The sequence below is a fragment of the Pseudoalteromonas sp. T1lg76 genome, assembly GCF_002964725.1.
Lineage (GTDB): Bacteria > Pseudomonadota > Gammaproteobacteria > Enterobacterales > Alteromonadaceae > Pseudoalteromonas.
In genome coordinates this window covers 79,506-98,336 of the sequence record NZ_PQCE01000025.1, presented here as the reverse complement: position 1 = coordinate 98,336, position 18,831 = coordinate 79,506, and the positions used below count along the sequence as shown (strand labels likewise).

16 protein-coding genes are annotated in these 18,831 nt (G+C 50.3%); 9 read left to right on the top strand and 7 right to left on the bottom strand.

The window, feature by feature from the left end; all coding sequences use genetic code 11:
* Positions 1-78 precede the first annotated feature (78 nt).
* From C2M35_RS09860 to C2M35_RS09850, 3 genes are all read left to right on the top strand, one after another.
* The gene (locus C2M35_RS09860; RefSeq protein ID WP_105265227.1) at positions 79-1,818 is read left to right on the top strand and encodes a hypothetical protein; all 1,740 of its coding nucleotides are present in this window, start codon (positions 79-81) and stop codon (positions 1,816-1,818) included.
* Between the two features lie 95 nt (positions 1,819-1,913).
* Positions 1,914-2,285, top strand: coding sequence for a hypothetical protein (locus C2M35_RS09855; RefSeq protein ID WP_105265226.1), 372 nt, complete (start codon positions 1,914-1,916; stop codon positions 2,283-2,285).
* A gap of 17 nt (positions 2,286-2,302) precedes the next feature.
* Positions 2,303-4,006: a hypothetical protein gene (locus C2M35_RS09850; RefSeq protein ID WP_105265225.1), complete on the top strand. Its 1,704-nt coding sequence runs from the start codon at positions 2,303-2,305 to the stop codon at positions 4,004-4,006.
* A gap of 81 nt (positions 4,007-4,087) precedes the next feature.
* On the opposite strand, the gene C2M35_RS09845 is transcribed toward C2M35_RS09850, so the two are convergent.
* From C2M35_RS09845 to C2M35_RS09815, 7 genes are all read right to left on the bottom strand, one after another.
* Positions 4,088-4,861 (bottom strand): SDR family oxidoreductase, encoded by a 774-nt coding sequence (locus C2M35_RS09845; protein WP_105199013.1) that lies wholly within the window; start codon positions 4,859-4,861, stop codon positions 4,088-4,090.
* Positions 4,862-4,863: 2 nt separating this feature from the next.
* Complete coding sequence (gene mmsB / locus C2M35_RS09840; RefSeq protein ID WP_105265224.1) at positions 4,864-5,751, bottom strand: 3-hydroxyisobutyrate dehydrogenase; 888 nt, start codon at positions 5,749-5,751, stop codon at positions 4,864-4,866.
* A gap of 9 nt (positions 5,752-5,760) precedes the next feature.
* Positions 5,761-6,894, bottom strand: a complete 1,134-nt coding sequence (locus C2M35_RS09835; protein WP_105265223.1) for an enoyl-CoA hydratase/isomerase family protein — start codon at positions 6,892-6,894, stop codon at positions 5,761-5,763.
* Complete coding sequence (locus tag C2M35_RS09830) at positions 6,894-7,670, bottom strand: enoyl-CoA hydratase (RefSeq protein WP_105189739.1); 777 nt, start codon at positions 7,668-7,670, stop codon at positions 6,894-6,896. The genes C2M35_RS09835 and C2M35_RS09830 overlap by 1 nt, the downstream gene beginning before the upstream one ends.
* 9 nt (positions 7,671-7,679) lie before the next feature.
* Positions 7,680-8,837, bottom strand: coding sequence for an acyl-CoA dehydrogenase family protein (locus C2M35_RS09825; protein WP_105189738.1), 1,158 nt, complete (start codon positions 8,835-8,837; stop codon positions 7,680-7,682).
* 58 nt (positions 8,838-8,895) lie between these two features.
* A complete protein-coding gene (locus C2M35_RS09820) occupies positions 8,896-10,386 on the bottom strand; it encodes a CoA-acylating methylmalonate-semialdehyde dehydrogenase (RefSeq protein ID WP_105189737.1) in 1,491 nt (496 codons plus the stop codon).
* A gap of 63 nt (positions 10,387-10,449) precedes the next feature.
* A complete protein-coding gene (locus C2M35_RS09815; protein ID WP_105265222.1) occupies positions 10,450-11,643 on the bottom strand; it encodes a thiolase family protein in 1,194 nt (397 codons plus the stop codon).
* Positions 11,644-11,936: 293 nt separating this feature from the next.
* On the opposite strand from C2M35_RS09815, the gene C2M35_RS09810 reads away from it, so the two are divergent.
* The 6 genes from C2M35_RS09810 to C2M35_RS09785 are packed head-to-tail and all read left to right on the top strand — an operon-like array spanning position 11,937 to position 18,814.
* Positions 11,937-12,353, top strand: a complete 417-nt coding sequence (locus C2M35_RS09810; protein WP_105199020.1) for a MerR family transcriptional regulator — start codon at positions 11,937-11,939, stop codon at positions 12,351-12,353.
* Positions 12,354-12,358: 5 nt separating this feature from the next.
* Entirely contained in the window at positions 12,359-13,534 is a 1,176-nt protein-coding gene (locus C2M35_RS09805; RefSeq protein ID WP_105189734.1) for an isovaleryl-CoA dehydrogenase, read from the top strand.
* 8 nt (positions 13,535-13,542) lie between these two features.
* Positions 13,543-15,150 (top strand): carboxyl transferase domain-containing protein, encoded by a 1,608-nt coding sequence (locus tag C2M35_RS09800; protein WP_105265221.1) that lies wholly within the window; start codon positions 13,543-13,545, stop codon positions 15,148-15,150.
* Between the two features lie 8 nt (positions 15,151-15,158).
* Positions 15,159-15,935 carry an enoyl-CoA hydratase-related protein gene (locus C2M35_RS09795; protein ID WP_105215900.1) on the top strand — a complete coding sequence of 259 codons (777 nt, stop codon included), beginning with the start codon at positions 15,159-15,161 and terminating at the stop codon, positions 15,933-15,935.
* 3 nt (positions 15,936-15,938) lie between these two features.
* Positions 15,939-17,903 (top strand): acetyl/propionyl/methylcrotonyl-CoA carboxylase subunit alpha, encoded by a 1,965-nt coding sequence (locus C2M35_RS09790; protein ID WP_105265220.1) that lies wholly within the window; start codon positions 15,939-15,941, stop codon positions 17,901-17,903.
* On the top strand, positions 17,903-18,814 hold the full coding sequence (locus C2M35_RS09785) for a hydroxymethylglutaryl-CoA lyase (protein ID WP_105265219.1): 912 nt from the start codon (positions 17,903-17,905) through the stop codon (positions 18,812-18,814). Before C2M35_RS09790 ends, C2M35_RS09785 begins: the two co-directional genes overlap by 1 nt.
* Positions 18,815-18,831: the final 17 nt, after the last annotated feature.

Here is an 18,831-nt window from a genome sequence, read left to right as displayed (position 1 = left end):
TTCCCGTGCGCTTGTTAAGGGCCACACATTAACGTATTCTTTTTGCTCAAAATAATTATAACTAGAAATGGAGTTCTTATGAAGAAAGTCCTTATTGGTGCTGCGGTCGTTGCCGCCTTAGGTGGTGGTATCTATTACCAGCAGAATAATCAGTCCAGTGCCAAAATAGATCTTGCCGAGCTAGACTATGTGCCCTCTGACACTGTGTTTTTTGCCTCTCAGCTTACCCCCTTCCCCTATGAGCAATATGCCAAGCTGTTACCCGCAACCGAATTGAGTGAAGAGCAACGCGGTCAGTTTAGTGAAATTACCGAGGCGCTAAAACAAGACGGCGACAAGATTGCGGTGTTTATCGCCGAGCTGCTAAACAAGTACGAGCAGGCCATAGCCACACAAAGCGCCGATAAGATATGGGGCTTTGGCAGCGAATTGCGTTACCTTAGCTACGCGGTTGGTATTATGCCCGTAGCCCGCATCGAACTGGCCGAGCCAAACACCTTCGTCAACACGGTGAAAGAAGCTGCAGACAAAGCGGGGATAAGCCACGAAGAAAAAACCCTGAATAACACCGCTTATACCCGTTTTATCCTTGAAGCAGAGCAAGGCCAGTCTCTTGAGCTAGTCCTCAGCGTCCAGGGGCAATGGTTAACCCTCACCCTGAACAGCGATATGGTGAGCAGTGAAGACGATCTCGCCCTGGCACTCGCTGCTAAAAAACCAACTAGGTCATTGGCGAGCACAGGTCGCCTGCAGGAATACGCTGATAAATATGGCTGGGATGGCAGCTCGGTCAATTTTATCGATAATAAGGCCTTGGTTTCGGCCCTAGTCGCCGAGAAACCTTCACGCCTAGGTACCATGATCGACACCTTTATAGCCAAAGCAGGTAAAACCAATGCCTTGGATGCGGTACGTACTCCAGGCTGTAAAAAAGACCTGCCCGCCATCGCAACTAAGTTCCCGGGCCTGGTCTGGGGCACATCAGATCTGGAAGTGACCAGCAGCCATGCTAACTTCGATGTCGATGTGATTTTTGAAAGCAGTGATAGCGACCTTCTTGGAGCATTAGCGACCCTGCGTGGCTTTATTCCTAAGCATGTTACCGATGCCGACGACGCCATTTTGAGCCTAGGCTATGGCATTGACGTAGCAAAGGTGGGTTCGCTAACCAACACCTTATGGAGCTCCTTCACTCAGGCCGAGTTTGAATGTGAACCCTTATTAATGGCCCAAGAGCAAGCACAGGGAGCCAACCCTATGGCCATCGCCATGGCCACGGGTATGTTTGCAGGGGTTAAAGGTGTCAGCGTCACCATTAATGACCTGGACTTGGATTTAACCAACCCACACGCCCCCGACATTAAGCAGTTCAGCGGCCTATTTACTCTCAGTGCCGACGATCCTATGACGCTGATCAATACCGCCAAATCTCTGGTACCTCATATGGCAGGTGTAAATGTGCCGAGCGACGGTAGTCCAGTCTCGGTTAACGAACTACTGGAAATGGGCATGGAGCACGATTTAGACGTTAAACTGGCCGTAAAGGGTAATCACATTACGCTATACACGGGTGAGAAAGCCGAGCAGCAGGTTGGCGCTTTGGAAAACGAAACGCTTGCAGCCAATGGCCTTCTCGGCATGACGGTTAACCTCGCACCATTAATGAAGATTGTCGTTGCCGCCAACGAGGCGAATGGGCAAGAAACGCCGCCTGAACTTAAGGCCCTGGCCGAGCAGGACATTTCTACCTCAATGACCACAGACATCAATGGCCATGGTTTACAACTAAGCTCAAGCTCGCATATTCGCAAGAACTAAGCGGCAACATATAAGCCATTAAAGGGTAGAGGCTGGTACTCTACCCTCACGCCCTTGCCCTTTGGGTACACAGCTTCGCTAGATGGTGATTCCTGATGAAATATAGACTAACGCTTGCCAGTGCCATAGTGCTCTCGCTCATAGGCATCATATATACTGCTAAGGATGATCTAACGGCATCTAACGCAACGCAAACGAATTCAGCGCTCGCTGCTACCGTTAACCAGTCGGAGCAAACGCTAAAAAAACTAGGTAACCAGCGTCGAAAAAATCTAGAAGGACTGGTGAGCTTCAGTAAACAATGCTCATCCGTATCTCGTGACTTTAAGAAGCAAATTACCTTAGCTCAAGAAGATGTTATACGAGAGATAGAAGTAGAACTAACTGCCGGTAAAAGCTACTTTGAGGTCTATCTTAGTAACAACCGTCCTCTCTTGTGTATTTCAGAAGCTATAACGACCTTATAAAGCAGGCCGCAAACAATGTGGCTAAGCAAAACTTTGAGGTCGTAACCTCATTGCGTCATCTTGATAACATGCATGGGATAACCCTGCTCGCAGGACTGGATAGGGATAAGATAAAAGAGTTGCAAACACACCTGGATAAGCTCGATGGGAATGTTCGGCTTACCATGAATTTAGGTTTGAAAGATAATATAACGCCATCGGATATCGCTGAACTTAAGCGCAACGACAAGCAATTCAATACCTACCAAGAGTCACCGCTAAATATAACTGGCGACCTGCCAATATCTCCCTCAATTCTTTTTGTATTGGCGGCAACGCAAATCCCGTTCGAAGAATTTAAAGACCAGCTCAATGGACTTAGCTTCACTGTAAATGACCTGGCAGCTGCGATTGTTTATGATATCCCCATTACCTATATCGATGAACTGATTAAGCACACCAAGCAGATACACCAAGCACCTCTTTATCCCAATATAGAAACTACTTATATAGCGAACCTGGCCGATTTAGCGGCTTACCATCACAATGTTCCTGTACTGCGGGCGCTAGCAAAACATGGCGTCACACCTACGAACCAAGACGAGTTACTAACCGGATTAGATCTGGCTATCCACAACCTCCCTCAGACTAAAGAAGAGCTTGCAGAAAACCAAACTCGCTATATAGATACAATCATATATCTTGTACAAAATGGTTATTCCGCCCATGGCACATTGGAGCAAGACCGTAATGGGCGAACTTGGGTAAGATATGGCACCCCCTTAGTATTTGGCCCCTATATAGGCAAATACTTGGATAATGCGCCTAGGTTAGCAAAAGCAATGGAATCAATAACATTACTTCCTGTTAAAGAACACCAAGCTGGTAACAGCGATAATCATGCTTTAAATGCTGCAATCAACAAGTTAAATATGCAAATACACGCATTTAGAGACCGCGAAACAAAATGCGCCCGCGTTAACGATGAGATTAGAACAGCCAAAGGTTTAATATCCTATCGTGAAATTAGAAATACGGTTGAACAAGCAAGGAATACGATGGCTGAGGTGGAGGCTAGTTTGCATGCTATAGACCCTGCATTAGTTAATCACTATCTGAGCAGCCTCTCTTTCGAGGCCAACAGGAATGAAAACAATACCTCAGATACTGACCTGCGTAATTTGCTAAACGCGCAGGATAACTCACAGCTGATAGATTATGTGAGCACCACTGCACTGAGCCAACATCAAACCGACATGTTATTTCGTTCACTAGTATTCAACCCGCAAAAGTACGCCCTCGCCTGGCAAAATCGAGTGGAGCCGATCCCCCCAAGCTCTGTTGTTCTACTTATTCAAAATTCGCTACCTAGATTAGTGAACCTTGCTGACATGGGTTTAAATCTAAATATCAGAGACGCTGAAGGGTTTGATTTATATATGCACAGCGCACGTCATAACAGTGATGCACTTAAGTTTCTTGTCGACAATGACATCCCCGTATCGACAGGGCATTATGGTCTCGATGTGTTAGATCTTCTTTTAGACGAAAGTTATAGCAATGGAAAATTGAATGAAAACCTTAAGTTAGTCTTGCCAAAAATTACTGCGATTGAACCAAGCCACTTAGCAAGAGCACAACGATTAAGGATTTACAAACCCAGCGTTTATAGCCAGCTCGTACAACTAGATAAGCGATTGGAAACTACAGAGAATACGCCGATTAATAATGTTATTTATTAACGCTAGCCCTGACAGAAAATAAAAAAGAGAAGCGAGGTTTTATCAACTTTGCTTCTCTTTTTTTAGACTTAGATAAGGCGATTACAAACGAATACCGCCGTCGATTTCAACCACACGTCCGGTGAAGAAATCGTTTTCAAAGATATACTTGGCGGTATGGGCGATTTCCTCGGCTTCACCAAGACGACCAACCGGCTTCATCTTCACCAAGCGCTCTTTCGCTTCAGGCTTCATGGCATCCGTCATCTTGGTACGAATAACGCCTGGGGCAATGGCACCCACGCGAATACCAAAACGACCCAGCTCTTTGGCCCAGCTGGTCGTCATGGCAACCACGCCAGATTTAGCCGCAGAATAGTTGGTCTGACCCATGTTACCGGCACGAGCCACACTGCTCATGTTGATGATAACGCCACCCTCGCCGCTTTCAACCATGTGTACCGCAGCTTCACGGCCACATAGGAAAACACCGGTAAGGTTAACGTCAATAACAGACTGGAACTGCGCCAGAGACATCTTATCAACCACCTTGCCTTCTTTGGCCTTGATAAACAGACCGTCGCGCAAAATACCGGCGTTATTGATAAGGCCATGAATGGCACCAAAGTCTTGAGCGATAGCGGCAAAAGTTGCTTCCACTTCCTGCTCAACACTGACGTTGGCTACATAGGCTTTAATTTTTGCATCCGCATTGGTACTGGCCTGACGTAAATGCGTCACGGCTTCATCCAACAGAGCACTGTCCATATCGATCAGGGCCAACTGGGCGCCTTGCTCGGCAGCCATTTGCGCCATGGCTAGACCCAAGCCCTGGGCACCACCGGTGACAACTATGGTTTTATTATTTAAATCCATGCTTATTTCTTCTCAAATAGGGTAAAAATAGCGCTGAAGTCTTTCGCTCCTGCCCCTTGGTTTTGCAACAGGGTGTAGAGGTTTTTGCTAAGCGCACCAAGTGGTGTTACCGAGCCTGAGTTTTGCGCCGCTTCTAAGGCCAGACCCAGATCTTTAGCCATCAAATCAACCATAAAGCCTGGCTGATACTGGTTGCTTGAAGGCACAGAATCAATCACACCCGGACATGGGTTATACAGCTCTAATGTCCAGTTACGGCCTGAGCTGTTAAGCATGATCTCAGACAGGACCTTAGGATCAAGGCCGTGATTAATACCCATTTGCAGGGCTTCACTGGTTCCCGCCATCAAGATACTCAACAGCATATTGTTACAGATTTTAGCCACTTGTCCGGCGCCAATGGCACCGGCATGGAAAATATTCTTACCCATGTTTTGCAAAATCGGCTCAACAGCGTCGAAATGTTCCTGCGCGCCACCGACGATAAAGGTTAACGTACCCGCCGCGGCACCTGCTACGCCACCGGAAACCGGCGCGTCAACAAAGGCAATACCCTTGTCCATTAGCGCTTCGCCAAGGCTCTTGGCACTGGCCGCATCTATGGTTGAGCAGTCGATCACGATTGCATCGTCACCAAGATGGTTAATTAAGCCATCTTCGCCTAAATAAAGTGATTGCACATGCTTGGCCGCTGGGAGCATGCTGATCACAAAGTTAGCACCCTGAGCGACATCATTGGCGTTCTTACACGCCATTGCCCCTTCCTCAGCCAACTGGCTGACCACATGCTGGTTTAAATCAAATACTTGCACTTCGTGGCCGGCGGCAATCAGGTTACGCGCCATTGGCGCGCCCATATTACCCAGGCCGATAAATCCTATTTTAGCCATGCCTTTCTCCTAAGCTAAGCTTGCCAACGGGTGGCTCTCACCCATGGGTGCAAAAAATCGTTCGATCACATCGGCAGGCACACTCTCTAAAGTGGGATATTGCCACTTCGGTGCCATGTCTTTATCGATCAAGAGCGCACGTACGCCCTCTTGGAATTCACCTACCTCACAGCAGGTTACCGACATACCCAGTTCCATTTGGAAACAGGCTTTAAGGGATAGACCCTGAGCACGTTTAAGCTGTTCGAAAACCAGGTGTGCGCTGAGCGGACAGCCGTGTTTCAGGGTTTTGATGGCCTTGGCCAACCACTTATCCTCGGTCTCTATGCCGCTCAGGTAATCCACCTTGGCTTCCAAAGTATCGAATTCGGCTAGCTTGGCGATAACTGCCTGATGCTTGCGCAGGCCACCTTTTTCCATCGCCTTGGACTCGCTTTCGAATTTCTTCAACAGCTGCGTCAGCTTATCGTGATTAAGAGCGGAAACCTTACCCCAGCTTTGTTCACACAAGGTGCTGAGCAACTCAACAAAGCGCTCGCTGTCGATGCTGTGATCCGCCAAACTTGCAAAACGAGCATCATCGGCATTCATTAATGCCCCGGTTAGACCGAGGAATAGACCCACCTGGTCTGGCGCTTTTTGCAAGAAATAGCTGCCGCCCACATCCGGGTATAAGCCTATGGTGATTTCCGGCATGGCAAGCTTAGAGCGCTCGGTGACCACGCGGTGGCTGGCACCGGCCATCAGGCCCATACCGCCACCCATGATAAAGCCGTCACCCCACACGATGATCGGCTTGTCATAGCAGTGGATGGCATAATCCAGGCGGTATTCTTCGCTAAAGAAGGTCTTACCATAGTCTTTGGGCTCACCCGTGGCCATAGCGCGGTGCAGGCTGACCACATCGCCGCCGGCGCAAAAGGCTTTGTCGCCGGCGCCCTTGATGATCACCAAGGCAACCTCGTCGTCGTTTTGCCACTTAGTCAGCTGCTCATCAAGCAAGCGGATCATATTCAGGTTTAAGGCATTGAGTGCTTTTGGCACATTTAAGGTAGCAAGGGCGATTTTTGCGCCATTGCTACACTGAGCCAGCTCAAACACCACCTCTGATTCTGGGTTATTGAGAGGGATCAGTGTATCCATTAGCCGTTCACCCAGTTCGCTTTGCGTTTTTCCAAGAAGGCGTTTACACCTTCTTTTTGGTCTTGCGTGTCGAACAATTTCACAAACAGCTCACGCTCCAAAGGCAAGGCACTGGTGATGTCGCCGTGACGACCCTTTTGAATCAGTTCCTTACAGTAGCTTACTGCTACCGGGCTTTGGTCGCCCACTTGCTCGGCAAGAGCCATTGCTTTATCAAGGGCACCACCTGTCGCTACCACTTCTTCTACCAGACCAATTTCTTTGGCCTTGTCGGCTTTAATGCGCTCGCCACACAGGATCATGCGCTTGGCCCAGCCTTCGCCCACCAGCCATGACAGGTTTTGAGTACCACCGGCACAAGGAAGCAGACCCACCTTGGCTTCCGGCAGTGCCATTTGCGCTTGCTCTTCAGCGATACGGATATCACAGGCCAAGGCCACTTCAAGACCGCCGCCCATAGCATAACCATTGATAGCGGCAATCGACACACCGCGGAAATTGCTTAGCGCTTCAAAGGCGGCACCAAAGACTTGTGACATCTGCGCAGCTACGCCCTTGTCACCACTGGCGAATACATTTAAGTCGGCGCCGGCCGAGAAAAACTTCTCACCCTCGCCTGTCAGTACCAAGGCAAAGATATCTTTATCGGCGTTAAGGGCTTCAACCTGTTCTTTAAGGCTGATAAGCGTTTGTTCAGTCCAGGTGTTTGCCGGCGGATTACTCATGGTAAGGACGGCAATATGCCCTTTTTTTTCTAGTTGAATTTGTGCTGACATAACTTCCTCCTAAAGAATTTCGTTCACTTCATCGGCCAGAATACGTCTAGCAACGATTAAGCGCATGATTTCGTTCGTACCTTCGAGAATTTGGTGAACACGTACATCACGCAGATGACGCTCAAGCGGGTATTCTTTAATGTAACCGTAACCACCGTGGATCTGTAGCGCGTCGTCACACACCTTCACGCCCACATCGGTAGCAAAACGCTTGGCCATGGCGCAATAGGCTGTTTTTTCGCTATCGCCACTGTCCAGTTTAAACGCCGCCAGGCGAACCATTTGACGTGCTGCCACCAATTCGGTGTTCATATCCGCCAGTTTAAATTGCAATGCCTGGAATGCCGCCAACGGCTTACCGAACTGCTCACGCTCTTTAAGATAGGCTTTCGCCGTGTTCAAGGCTTGTTGTGCAGTACCAATTGAACAGGTGGCGATATTAATACGGCCGCCATCCAGGCCCTGCATAGCGAACTTAAAGCCTTCGCCTTCGTTACCCAACAGGTGATCCGCTGGGATACGTACGTTTTCAAAGGTAACCAGACGAGTCGGCTGTGCGTTCCAGCCCATTTTCTCTTCCGCTTTACCATAGCTGATGCCTTCTGCGTCCGCAGGAACCACAAAGGCGCTAATGCCTTTGGGGCCTTCTTCACCGGTACGGGCCATGACCACCAGTACTTCTGTGCTGCCGGCGCCAGAGATAAACATTTTTGAACCCGTGATGTAGTAATGGTCACCATCACGTACGGCCTTGGTTTTAAGTGAGGCCGCGTCCGAACCGCTGCCTGGCTCAGTCAAACAATAAGAAGCCAGTTTTTCACCGGTTACCAACTCTGGGCAATAGGTGTCTTTCGCCGTTTGGGTACCGAAACTTGCTACCATCCAGGTCGCCATATTGTGAATGGTCAACATTGCCGTGGTGGCGGTACAGCCTTTGGCCAGCTGCTCAAAAATGATGCTTGAGTCTAGACGAGAAAGACCTAAACCACCGGCTTCTTCCGGGGTGTAAAGGGAACAAAAGCCTAGCTCACCGGCTTTTTGAATGGTTTCTTTGGGGAAAATATGTTCCTGATCCCACTTTGCTGCAAAAGGGGCTAGTTCCTGGCTGGCGAAACGCTCGGCCATATCGGCAAAGGCCAGTTGATCTTCACTAAGATTAAAGTCCATAACACACTCTCTTGTACTACATGCTTATCGGGCCGCTCCTTGGCGACCCGTAAAGAAATTATTTAAGGTGAATACTCATGTTTGGTCCACTTACCACGTCGTCTTCAAACCAACGCGCAGTAATGGTCTTGGTCTCGGTATAGAAACGGACACCCTGCTTACCATAGGTATGCTGGTCGCCGTAGAACGAGCCCTTCCAACCGGTGAACGAGAAGAATGGCAATGGCACAGGGATGGGTACGTTCACACCTACCTGACCTACTTCAATGTGGTGCTGGAACTTACGTGCCGCAGCGCCGCTGGCGGTAAAGATAGAAGTACCGTTACCGTATGGGTTGTCATTGATAAGGGCAATGGCTTCGTCCAGGGTGTCTACAAACACACAGCACAATACCGGGCCGAAGATTTCTTCGCGGTAAATGGCCATATCAGGCGTGACATTGGTGAACAGCGTAGGTCCAACCCAGTTACCTTCTTCATAGCCTTCAACGGTGAAGTCAGAACCATCAAGCAGACAGTCGGCGCCTTCTTGCTTACCTTGGGCAATTAGCGATAGGATACGTTGCTTCGCGGCGATGGTTGTTTGCGGACCATAGGCTGAGTCAGCTTGGTCCCAAGGACCTGGCTTAACCACACTCAGTGCATCTTTAAGCTCATCAACCCAGTCTTTCGCACTGCCAACGAATACGGCTACCGAAATACCCATACAACGCTGGCCGGCAGCACCGACCGATGAACCAACCAGGTTATTGATGACGTTTTGCTTGTGCGCGTCTGGCATGACGACCATGTGGTTCTTCGCACCCACACAGCATTGCACGCGTTTTAGGTTTGCCGTGCCCTTGTCGTAAATGTACTGACCTACACCACACGAGCCTACGAATGAAATAGCACGGATATCCGGGTGCTCAAGTAGCTGATCTACCTGGCCCTTGGTGCCGTGAACTACCTGCAGTACGCCCTTAGGTGCACCGGCTTCTTCGAACAGCTCTACTAAGCGCATTGGCGTTAGCGGGTCTTGTTCAGACGGCTTCAATACGAAGGTGTTACCGCATACAATCGCCAATGGGAACATCCACAATGGGATCATCGCCGGGAAGTTAAAGGGTGTTACACCGGCACACACGCCTAACGGCTGAATAAGTGAGTAGGTATCGATATTGCGCGCCACATTCGATACGGTTTCACCCATCATGTTCGATGGTGCGTTAGCCGCTTGCTCAACCACTTCGATACCGCGCCATACATCGCCCTTGGCATCCTCAAAGGTTTTACCAAGCTCATGACAGATAATGGTGGCCAGCTCGTCGTGGTGGTCTTTTAGCAACTGAGCGTAACGCATCATGATGCGCGCACGCTCACTTACCGGTACTTCTTTCCAGGTTTGGAACGCTTCTTTGGCCGAGGCAATGGCTTCAGTTACTTCTGCTTCGGTGGCCATAGGCACTTGTGCAAGCACTTCCTGGTTAGCCGGGTTTACTACGTCTAACCACTGAGATGTTTCAGATTGGCGCATTTCGCCGCCGATATATAATGGTACCTTGTGCATAATACAGGTCTCCCCAAATTGACTGCGCGCCCGGAAATTATCGTTATACGGGCGCTGGATAAATTAAAGTGCTTCGACTGCCAAGGCTACGGCTTCGCCGCCACCGATACATAAAGAAGCAACACCACGGCGTTTGCCCTGGTTACGCAAAGCGTGAATAAGTGTGGTCAGGATACGTGCGCCACTTGCACCGATTGGGTGACCTAGGGCACAGGCGCCACCATTAACGTTCACCTTGTCTTTATTCAGACCCATTTCATTGATGGCCAACATGGTTACCATGGCAAAGGCTTCATTGATTTCCCACAGATCTACGTCATCCGTGCTCCACTCTAGCTTAGCCAGCAGTTTCTCCATGGCACCCACTGGGGCAATGGTGAATTCCGCAGGCAAACGCGAATGCGTGCTGTGACCGCTGATACGGGCGATAGGCGCAAGACCCAGCTTTTGCGCTTCAGCATAGCTCATTACCACTAGCGCAGAGGCACCATCTGAAATAGACGATGAGTTTGCTGCGGTAATGGTGCCGTCTTTTTTAAATGCCGGACGTAGCGAAGGAATTTTATCCGGGCGGGCATTGCCTGGCTGCTCGTCGGTATCAACCACTAGGTCGCCTTTACGCGTACTGATGGTATGGGCAACAACTTCGTTACTGAATGCACCGCTGCCGATAGCCTTGTTGGCTTTTTCCAATGACGCTACGGCAAACTCGTCCATTTGCTCACGGGTAATGTCGTATTGATCCGCCGTAGCCTGGGCAAAACAACCCATGGCCAGGTTATCGTACGCATCTTCAAGACCGTCCATCATCATATGGTCTTTTACTTCACCGTGACCCATACGCATGCCGCCACGAGCCTTAGGTAGCATATAAGGCGAGTTAGACATGCTTTCCATGCCACCAGCCACTACGCTGTTTACGCTGCCAGCTTTAATAAGGTCATGCGCCAACATAACGGCTTTAAGACCAGAGCCACACACCTTATTGATGGTGGTCGCACCGGTGTGCTTGTCCATACCAGCCTTAAGCATAGCCTGACGCGCCGGCGCCTGACCCAGACCCGCAGGCAGAACACAGCCCATAATGACTTCATCGATCTCACTTGGGTTAATATTCACACTCTCGAGCGCGCCTTTAATAGCAGTGGCACCCAGTTCGGTGGCACTTGCGCCGCTCAAGGCGCCCATAAAACCGCCCATGGCGGTACGCTTTGCACTGACAATTACAATGTCGTTATCGTTTAACTGTGAGCTCATATTCGGGTCTCCATAATCAATTTCACTTGAGCATACATAAAATTTACGTTTACGCCAACGTCAATTAGATAAGTTTAAACTGTACACTTTGTGAGCTGTAAACTTATCTAACCAGCCTCACCACCCCTGTTAAAACACCCTCACCTTTTTCTCAAGGCCAATAATAACCTGCGCTTGAGCTCATATTTGTGTTTTTGTACCTCTCCTAAAGAGAGTTGAAATCCAGCTTTACCTTTACGTAAACTTCACTTATATTGGTGTTAATATTTTGTAGTAGATAAGACTAAATAACGATGACTGAGCAAAGCCAAAGCCCCAACGAGCAAATGGAACAGACTTTCTCCATCAGCGATCTGGCAAAAGAATTCGATATCACCACCCGCAGTATTCGTTTCTACGAAGACCAGGGACTGATCATGCCACGTCGTAACGGCCAAACCCGCATTTACTCAAAACGCGATAAGGTCCGTTTAAAGCTGATCTTACGAGGCAAACGCTTAGGCTTTAGCCTTGCCGAAACCGGCCGTTTGTTCGAGCTTTACGACGCCGACAAATCCAGCGCCAAACAGTTAGTCACTATGTTAGACCTTATCGAAGAGAAAAAAGCACACTTAATACAGCAAATGGACGACATTAAAGTCGTACTAATGGAACTCGTAACGGCCGAAAAACGCTGCCGTGAAACTCTCTCACATTTACAACAGGATTAATCATCATGAGTACTATCTCTCTATATAAAGAGCTTAACTTTGGCCTAGGTGAAACCGCCGACATGATCCGCGCCCACGTTAATAGCTTTGCCAGTGCCGAGATCGCGCCTTTAGCAGAGCAAACCGATGAACAGAATATGTTTCCTAACGAGTTGTGGACCAAGTTTGGTGATATGGGCCTGTTAGGCATGACGGTTAGCGAAGAGTTCGGCGGTGCCGGTCTGGGTTACCTTGAGCACGTAATTGCCATGGAAGAGATCAGCCGTGCCAGCGCCTCTATTGGTCTGAGCTATGGTGCTCACTCTAACCTGTGTGTAAACCAAATCTTCCGTAACGGTAATGAAGAACAAAAAGCAAAATACCTGCCTAAACTGATCAGCGGTGAGCACATTGGTGCCCTGGCCATGAGTGAGCCAGGTGCGGGTTCTGACGTTGTTTCTATGCGCTTAAAAGCAGAGAAAAAAGGCGACCACTATATCCTTAACGGCAATAAAATGTGGATCACTAACGGTCCGGATGCCCACACCTATGTAATTTACGCCAAAACAGACGCTAACGCCGGCCCTAAAGGCATCACCGCCTTTATCGTTGAACGTGACACCCCGGGATTCACTCAAGCGCAAAAGCTAGACAAACTAGGTATGCGCGGTTCAAACACCTGTGAGCTGGTATTCGAAAACTGTGCGGTTCCAGAAGAAAACATCTTGGGTAACCTAAACGAAGGCGTTAAGGTGTTGATGAGCGGCCTTGATTACGAGCGCGTGGTTCTCTCTGGCGGTTCACTGGGTATCATGCAGGCATGTATGGATGTGGTTGTGCCTTATATCCACGAGCGTAAGCAGTTCGACACGCCCATCGGCCAATTCCAACTTATCCAAGGTAAGATCGCCGATATGTACACGCAAATGAATGCCGCACGTTCATACGTGTACACCGTTGCCCGCGCTTGTGACCGCGGTGAAACCACACGTAAAGATGCCGCTGCGGTTATCCTTTACGCTGCCGAGCTGGCAACCAAGATGGCCCTGGATGCGATTCAAATCCTAGGCGGTAACGGTTATATCAACGAATACCCTACAGGCCGTCTGTTACGCGATGCCAAATTGTATGAAATCGGTGCCGGTACGTCTGAAATTCGTCGTATGTTGATCGGCCGCGAACTGTTCAGCGAAAGCCGCTAAGGTGTTGTATGACCATTCTATCTTCAAGCATAAACCCTAAGGACCCGCAGTTCGCTGTCAATGACGAAGCGATGCGTGCCCTAGTTCAAGACCTGCATGAAAAGGCGGCCACCCTGCGCGGTGGCGGCGGACCTAAATATGTAGAACGTCACCAAAGTCGCGGCAAGTTATTTGTGCGCGACCGTATAGAACACTTGCTCGATGAAGGCTCACCCTTTTTAGAGATTGGCCAATTCGCCGCGTTTGGCGTGTATGAGCAAGACATTCCCTGTGCTGGCGTTGTCGCCGGTATCGGCCGCGTTCAAGGCGTTGAGTGCATGATAGTGGCTAACGACGCCACGGTTAAGGGCGGTACCTACTTCCCACTGACGGTGAAAAAACACTTGCGCGCTCAGGAAATTGCCGAGCGCTGTCACCTGCCCTGTATTTATCTTGTGGACTCCGGCGGTGCGAACCTGCCGGAGCAGGACGAGGTATTCCCGGACAAGCTGCACTTCGGTCGCATCTTCTTTAACCAGGCGCGCATGTCGGCCAAAGGCATAGCGCAAATCGCCGTGGTCATGGGCCTGTGTACGGCAGGCGGTGCCTATGTACCGGCCATGGCCGATGAAAGCATTATCGTTAAAGAGCAAGGCACCATCTTCTTGGCCGGTCCACCGCTGGTTAAAGCGGCCACAGGTGAAGAAGTAAGCGCCGAAGACTTGGGCGGTGCGGATGTGCACTGTAAGGTGTCCGGTGTGGCGGATCACTATGCCGATAACGACGAGCATGCGTTGTCTATCGCCCGTCAGTGTATTGCCCGTTTAAATCATGTGCGCCCACTTGCGCCCGTGTTAAACGAGGTGAAAGCACCGCGTTACGATATTCATGAGCTTTACGGCATTGTCGGCAGCGACCTGAAAAAGAGCTTCGATGTACGCGAAGTTATCGCCCGTATCGTCGATGATTCATCCTTTGATGAATTTAAACGTTACTTTGGTGAGACCCTGGTAACTGGCTTTGCCCATATCTACGGTCACCCGGTTGGTATTGTTGCCAACAATGGCGTGTTATTCAGTGAGTCGGCGCAAAAAGGTGCTCACTTTATTCAGCTGTGTGCCAAGCGCAACATCCCACTGATTTTCTTACAGAACATCACCGGCTTTATGGTTGGTCAGAAATATGAAGCCGAAGGCATTGCCAAACACGGCGCCAAAATGGTGACCGCGGTTTCTTGTGCCGAAGTGCCTAAATTTACCGTGTTGATCGGTGGCTCATACGGCGCCGGTAACTACGGCATGTGTGGTCGCGCCTACGATCCAACCATGATGTGGATGTGGCCTAACGCCCGTATCTCGGTCATGGGTGGTGAGCAAGCCGCCGGCGTACTGGCTCAGGTGAAACAAGATGGTCTTGCCCGTCAGGGTCAATCCATGAGCGATGAGCAAGTGGCCGAGTTTAAAAAGCCGATCGTTGAGCAGTATGAGCGTCAGGGTCACCCCTACTACGCCAGTGCGCGCCTCTGGGATGACGGCATTATCGACCCAGCGGATACCCGCTCGGTTCTCGGTTTAGCCCTTGAGGCGGCTGCCAACGCACCACAAAAAGACACCGAGTTCGGTGTGTTTAGAATGTAGGAGGCGCTATGTCAGTTACACTCAATATTAGTAAAAGCCGTATCGCCACACTGACTCTGCAGCGCGTCGAAAAGCACAATGCCTTTGACGATGCGCTAATCAGCGAAATGATCCGCTTAATCGAGCATGCAAGCACACTTGATATTCGTGCCTTGGTGCTTAATAGCGAAGGCAAACACTTCTCCGCGGGTGCCGATCTGAATTGGATGAAATCCATGAAAGACAACTCCTTTGAGGACAACGTCGCCGACTCGCTTGAGCTTGCCAAACTCATGCATGTGCTGCACACCTGCCCGCACCCAACCATTTGTTTAGTGCAAGGCGCAGCCTTTGGTGGAGCCCTGGGTCTAATCGCCAGTTGTGACATTGCTCTTGCCAACCCGACTGCCAAATTCTGTTTGTCAGAGGTAAAACTTGGCCTGATCCCGGCTGTGATCAGCCCGTATGTGATCAAAGCCATCGGCGAGCGCAATGCCAGACGTTACTTCTTAACCGCTGAGGTCTTTAACGCCGATAAAGCGCACGCCATGGGACTGATCCACGAAGTGTGTGAAGACCTGCAAGCGGAATGTGACAAATTCCTCGATATCATTACCGACAACGGTCCCATGGCCGTTAAAGCAGCGAAGAACTTAATTAATGACGTTGCCGGTAAAGACATAGATGCCGACCTGCGCCATTTAACCGCTGAGCGCATTGCCGCCATTCGCGTAAGCGACGAAGGGCAAGCGGGCTTAAACGCGTTTTTCAATAAACAAGCGCCGGCTTGGCAACAACAAGGATAACTCATGCTAAAACGAATTCTTATTGCCAACCGAGGTGAAATCGCCTGTCGCGTTATTCGCAGCGCCAAAATGCTGGGCATGCACACCATTGCCGTCTATTCCGACGCCGATGCCAATGCTCAGCACGTACAAATGGCCGACAGCGCCTATCACATAGGCCCGGCACCGAGTAAGTCGTCTTACTTGGATATGGACAAGCTGTTTGCCGTTGCCGAACAGGCCGGCGCCGACTGCATTCACCCGGGTTATGGCTTCCTCTCTGAAAATGAGGCCTTTGCCGCACAGTGCGAGCAAAAAGGCATTACCTTTATTGGTCCCTACGCCAAAAGCATCGAAGCCATGGGTTCAAAAACCCGCGCCAAAGAGATTATGGCTGGCGCCAACGTGCCTTTGGTACCTGGCTATTACGGTGACAACCAAGACCCGACTTTCCTCAGCGATGAGGCCGATAAAATCGGTTACCCTGTACTTATCAAGGCCGCTTATGGCGGTGGTGGTAAGGGCATGCGCGTAGTACGGGATAAGAAAGACTTTATCAGTGCCCTGGAAGGTGCCAAGCGTGAAGCTATCAGCAGCTTTGGTAATGATCTGGTGTTGATTGAGCGTTATGTCGATAATCCGCGTCACGTGGAAGTACAAGTATTTGCCGATAAACACGGTAACTGCGTGTACTTGGGCGACCGCGACTGCTCATTGCAGCGCCGCCACCAAAAAGTGATTGAAGAAGCCCCTGCTCCCGGTCTTAGCGACGCCATGCGTAAAAGCATGGGGGAAGCGGCGGTACGCTGTGCTCAAGCCATCGATTATGTGGGTGCTGGTACGGTTGAGTTCCTGCTGTGTGGCGAGGAATTCTTCTTTATGGAAATGAATACCCGCTTGCAGGTAGAGCACCCAGTTACCGAAATGGTCACGGGCGTGGACCTGGTGCAATGGCAAATCGCCACTGCCGGTGGTGACACCCTGCCTCTGACCCAAGAGCAAGTAGAAATCACAGGTCACAGCTTTGAAGCCCGTTTATACGCCGAAGACCCAAGCGAGCAGTTTATGCCTTCAAGCGGACGTCTGACGCATTTACGCTTCCCTGAGCAAAATGCGAACGTGCGTATTGATACCGGTGTTACCTGTGGAGATGAGATCAGCTCATTCTACGACCCCATGGTTGCCAAGCTGATCGTCAAAGGCGATAACCGAGCGCAGGCGCTGTCACTGTTAGAGCGCTCACTACGTCATACCTATGTCGGCGGCGTTAAAGCCAATACCGGCTTCTTAGTAGCCCTGTGCGAGTCACAGCCGCTGCAAGATGCCACCATGGACACCCACTTTATCGACAATAACTGTGACAGCCTGACTCAGGCGCCACAGGCCGATGTTCATGCGTTAGCCATGGCTGCCTGGGTGTACTATTGTCATCTACAGGGTACCAGCAAGGCCCCGGCTGCAACTTCGCCGTGGCAGAGCTTATCTGGCTTTAAACTAAACTCCATCAACGAGATCACCGTACCGCTGGCGGATCATCAGCTGGTGTTACATGTGACATCTACCGGAATTAAAGTCGATATCGATGGCCAAGGCCATAGCTTGAGCGGTGAGTATCAAGGTCAAGGCCACTATGTTGCCGTGGTCGATGGTCAGCGCCTAAGCGCCGATGCACAAATCGATGACGAAGCACTGAGCATCATGTATCAAGGTGCCCAGTATGACTTTGCCCTGACTTCTAAGCATTATGTCGGCGCCGAGCAAAGCGGTGGCGATGCCCTGGCAGCACCAATGAACGGCACTGTGGTAAAACACCTGCTGGATATTGGCACCGAGGTAAAACAAGGCGATGCCATAGTGGTGATGGAAGCCATGAAGATGGAATATACCCTTAATGCGCCATTTGATGGCGTACTTAGCAGTTATTGCTATGGCGAGGGCGAATTGGTCAGCCATGGTGCCCTGCTTGCTATCGTTGAGGAGCAAGAATAATGGCCTTTGCACAACAGGTGCGTATCGTTGAGGTAGGTGCTCGTGATGGCCTGCAAAACGAGGTCAATGTCAGCCTTGAAGACAAGGTGACCTTGATCAACAGCCTGGCCAAGGCGGGATTAAAGCATATTGAGGGCGGAGCTTTTGTATCGCCTAAATGGGTGCCACAAATGGCGGACTCCAGTGCGGTGTTTGCCGCTATTGAGCGCCATGATGATGTGTTGCTCAGTGCCTTGACGCCAAATTTAAAAGGCGCGGAATTGGCATTGGCAGCCGACGTGGGCGAGTTTGCTATTTTCACCGCCGCCAGCGAGGCCTTTACGCAAAAGAACATCAATTGTTCAATCAGTGAAAGCATTGAGCGCTTCCGCCCTGTGGTAGAGCTTGCCAAGGCAAACAACATCAAGGTACGCGGCTATGTCAGCTGCGTTCTGGGTTGCCCTTACCAGGGCGCGGTGGCGCCTGAGCAAGTGCTTGAGGTGTGTAAACAATTGTTGGCTTTGGGCTGCTACGAGGTCAGTCTTGGCGATACCATAGGCGTGGGTACGGCCAATGAGGTGGAGCAATTGCTTGACCTGCTGCTTAAACACCTGGATGCCAGCCAGTTGGCGGTGCATTTCCACGATACCTATGGCCAGGCCATCAGTAACATCTATGCCGCCTTAAAAATGGGCATTAGCACGGTAGACAGTGCGGTTGCAGGCCTGGGTGGCTGCCCTTATGCCAAGGGTGCGTCAGGAAATGTTGCCACCGAAGATGTGGTCTATCTACTGCAAAAGCTTGGCATAGACACAGGAATTGATTTAAAAACACTGGCCCAAGCAGGCGCGACCATTTGTAAGGCGCTAAACAAGCATCCACAGAGCAAGGTGGCCAACGCCATACTTGCCGATTGTGACCAAGAACAATAAACCTAGGAGTGCTTAGA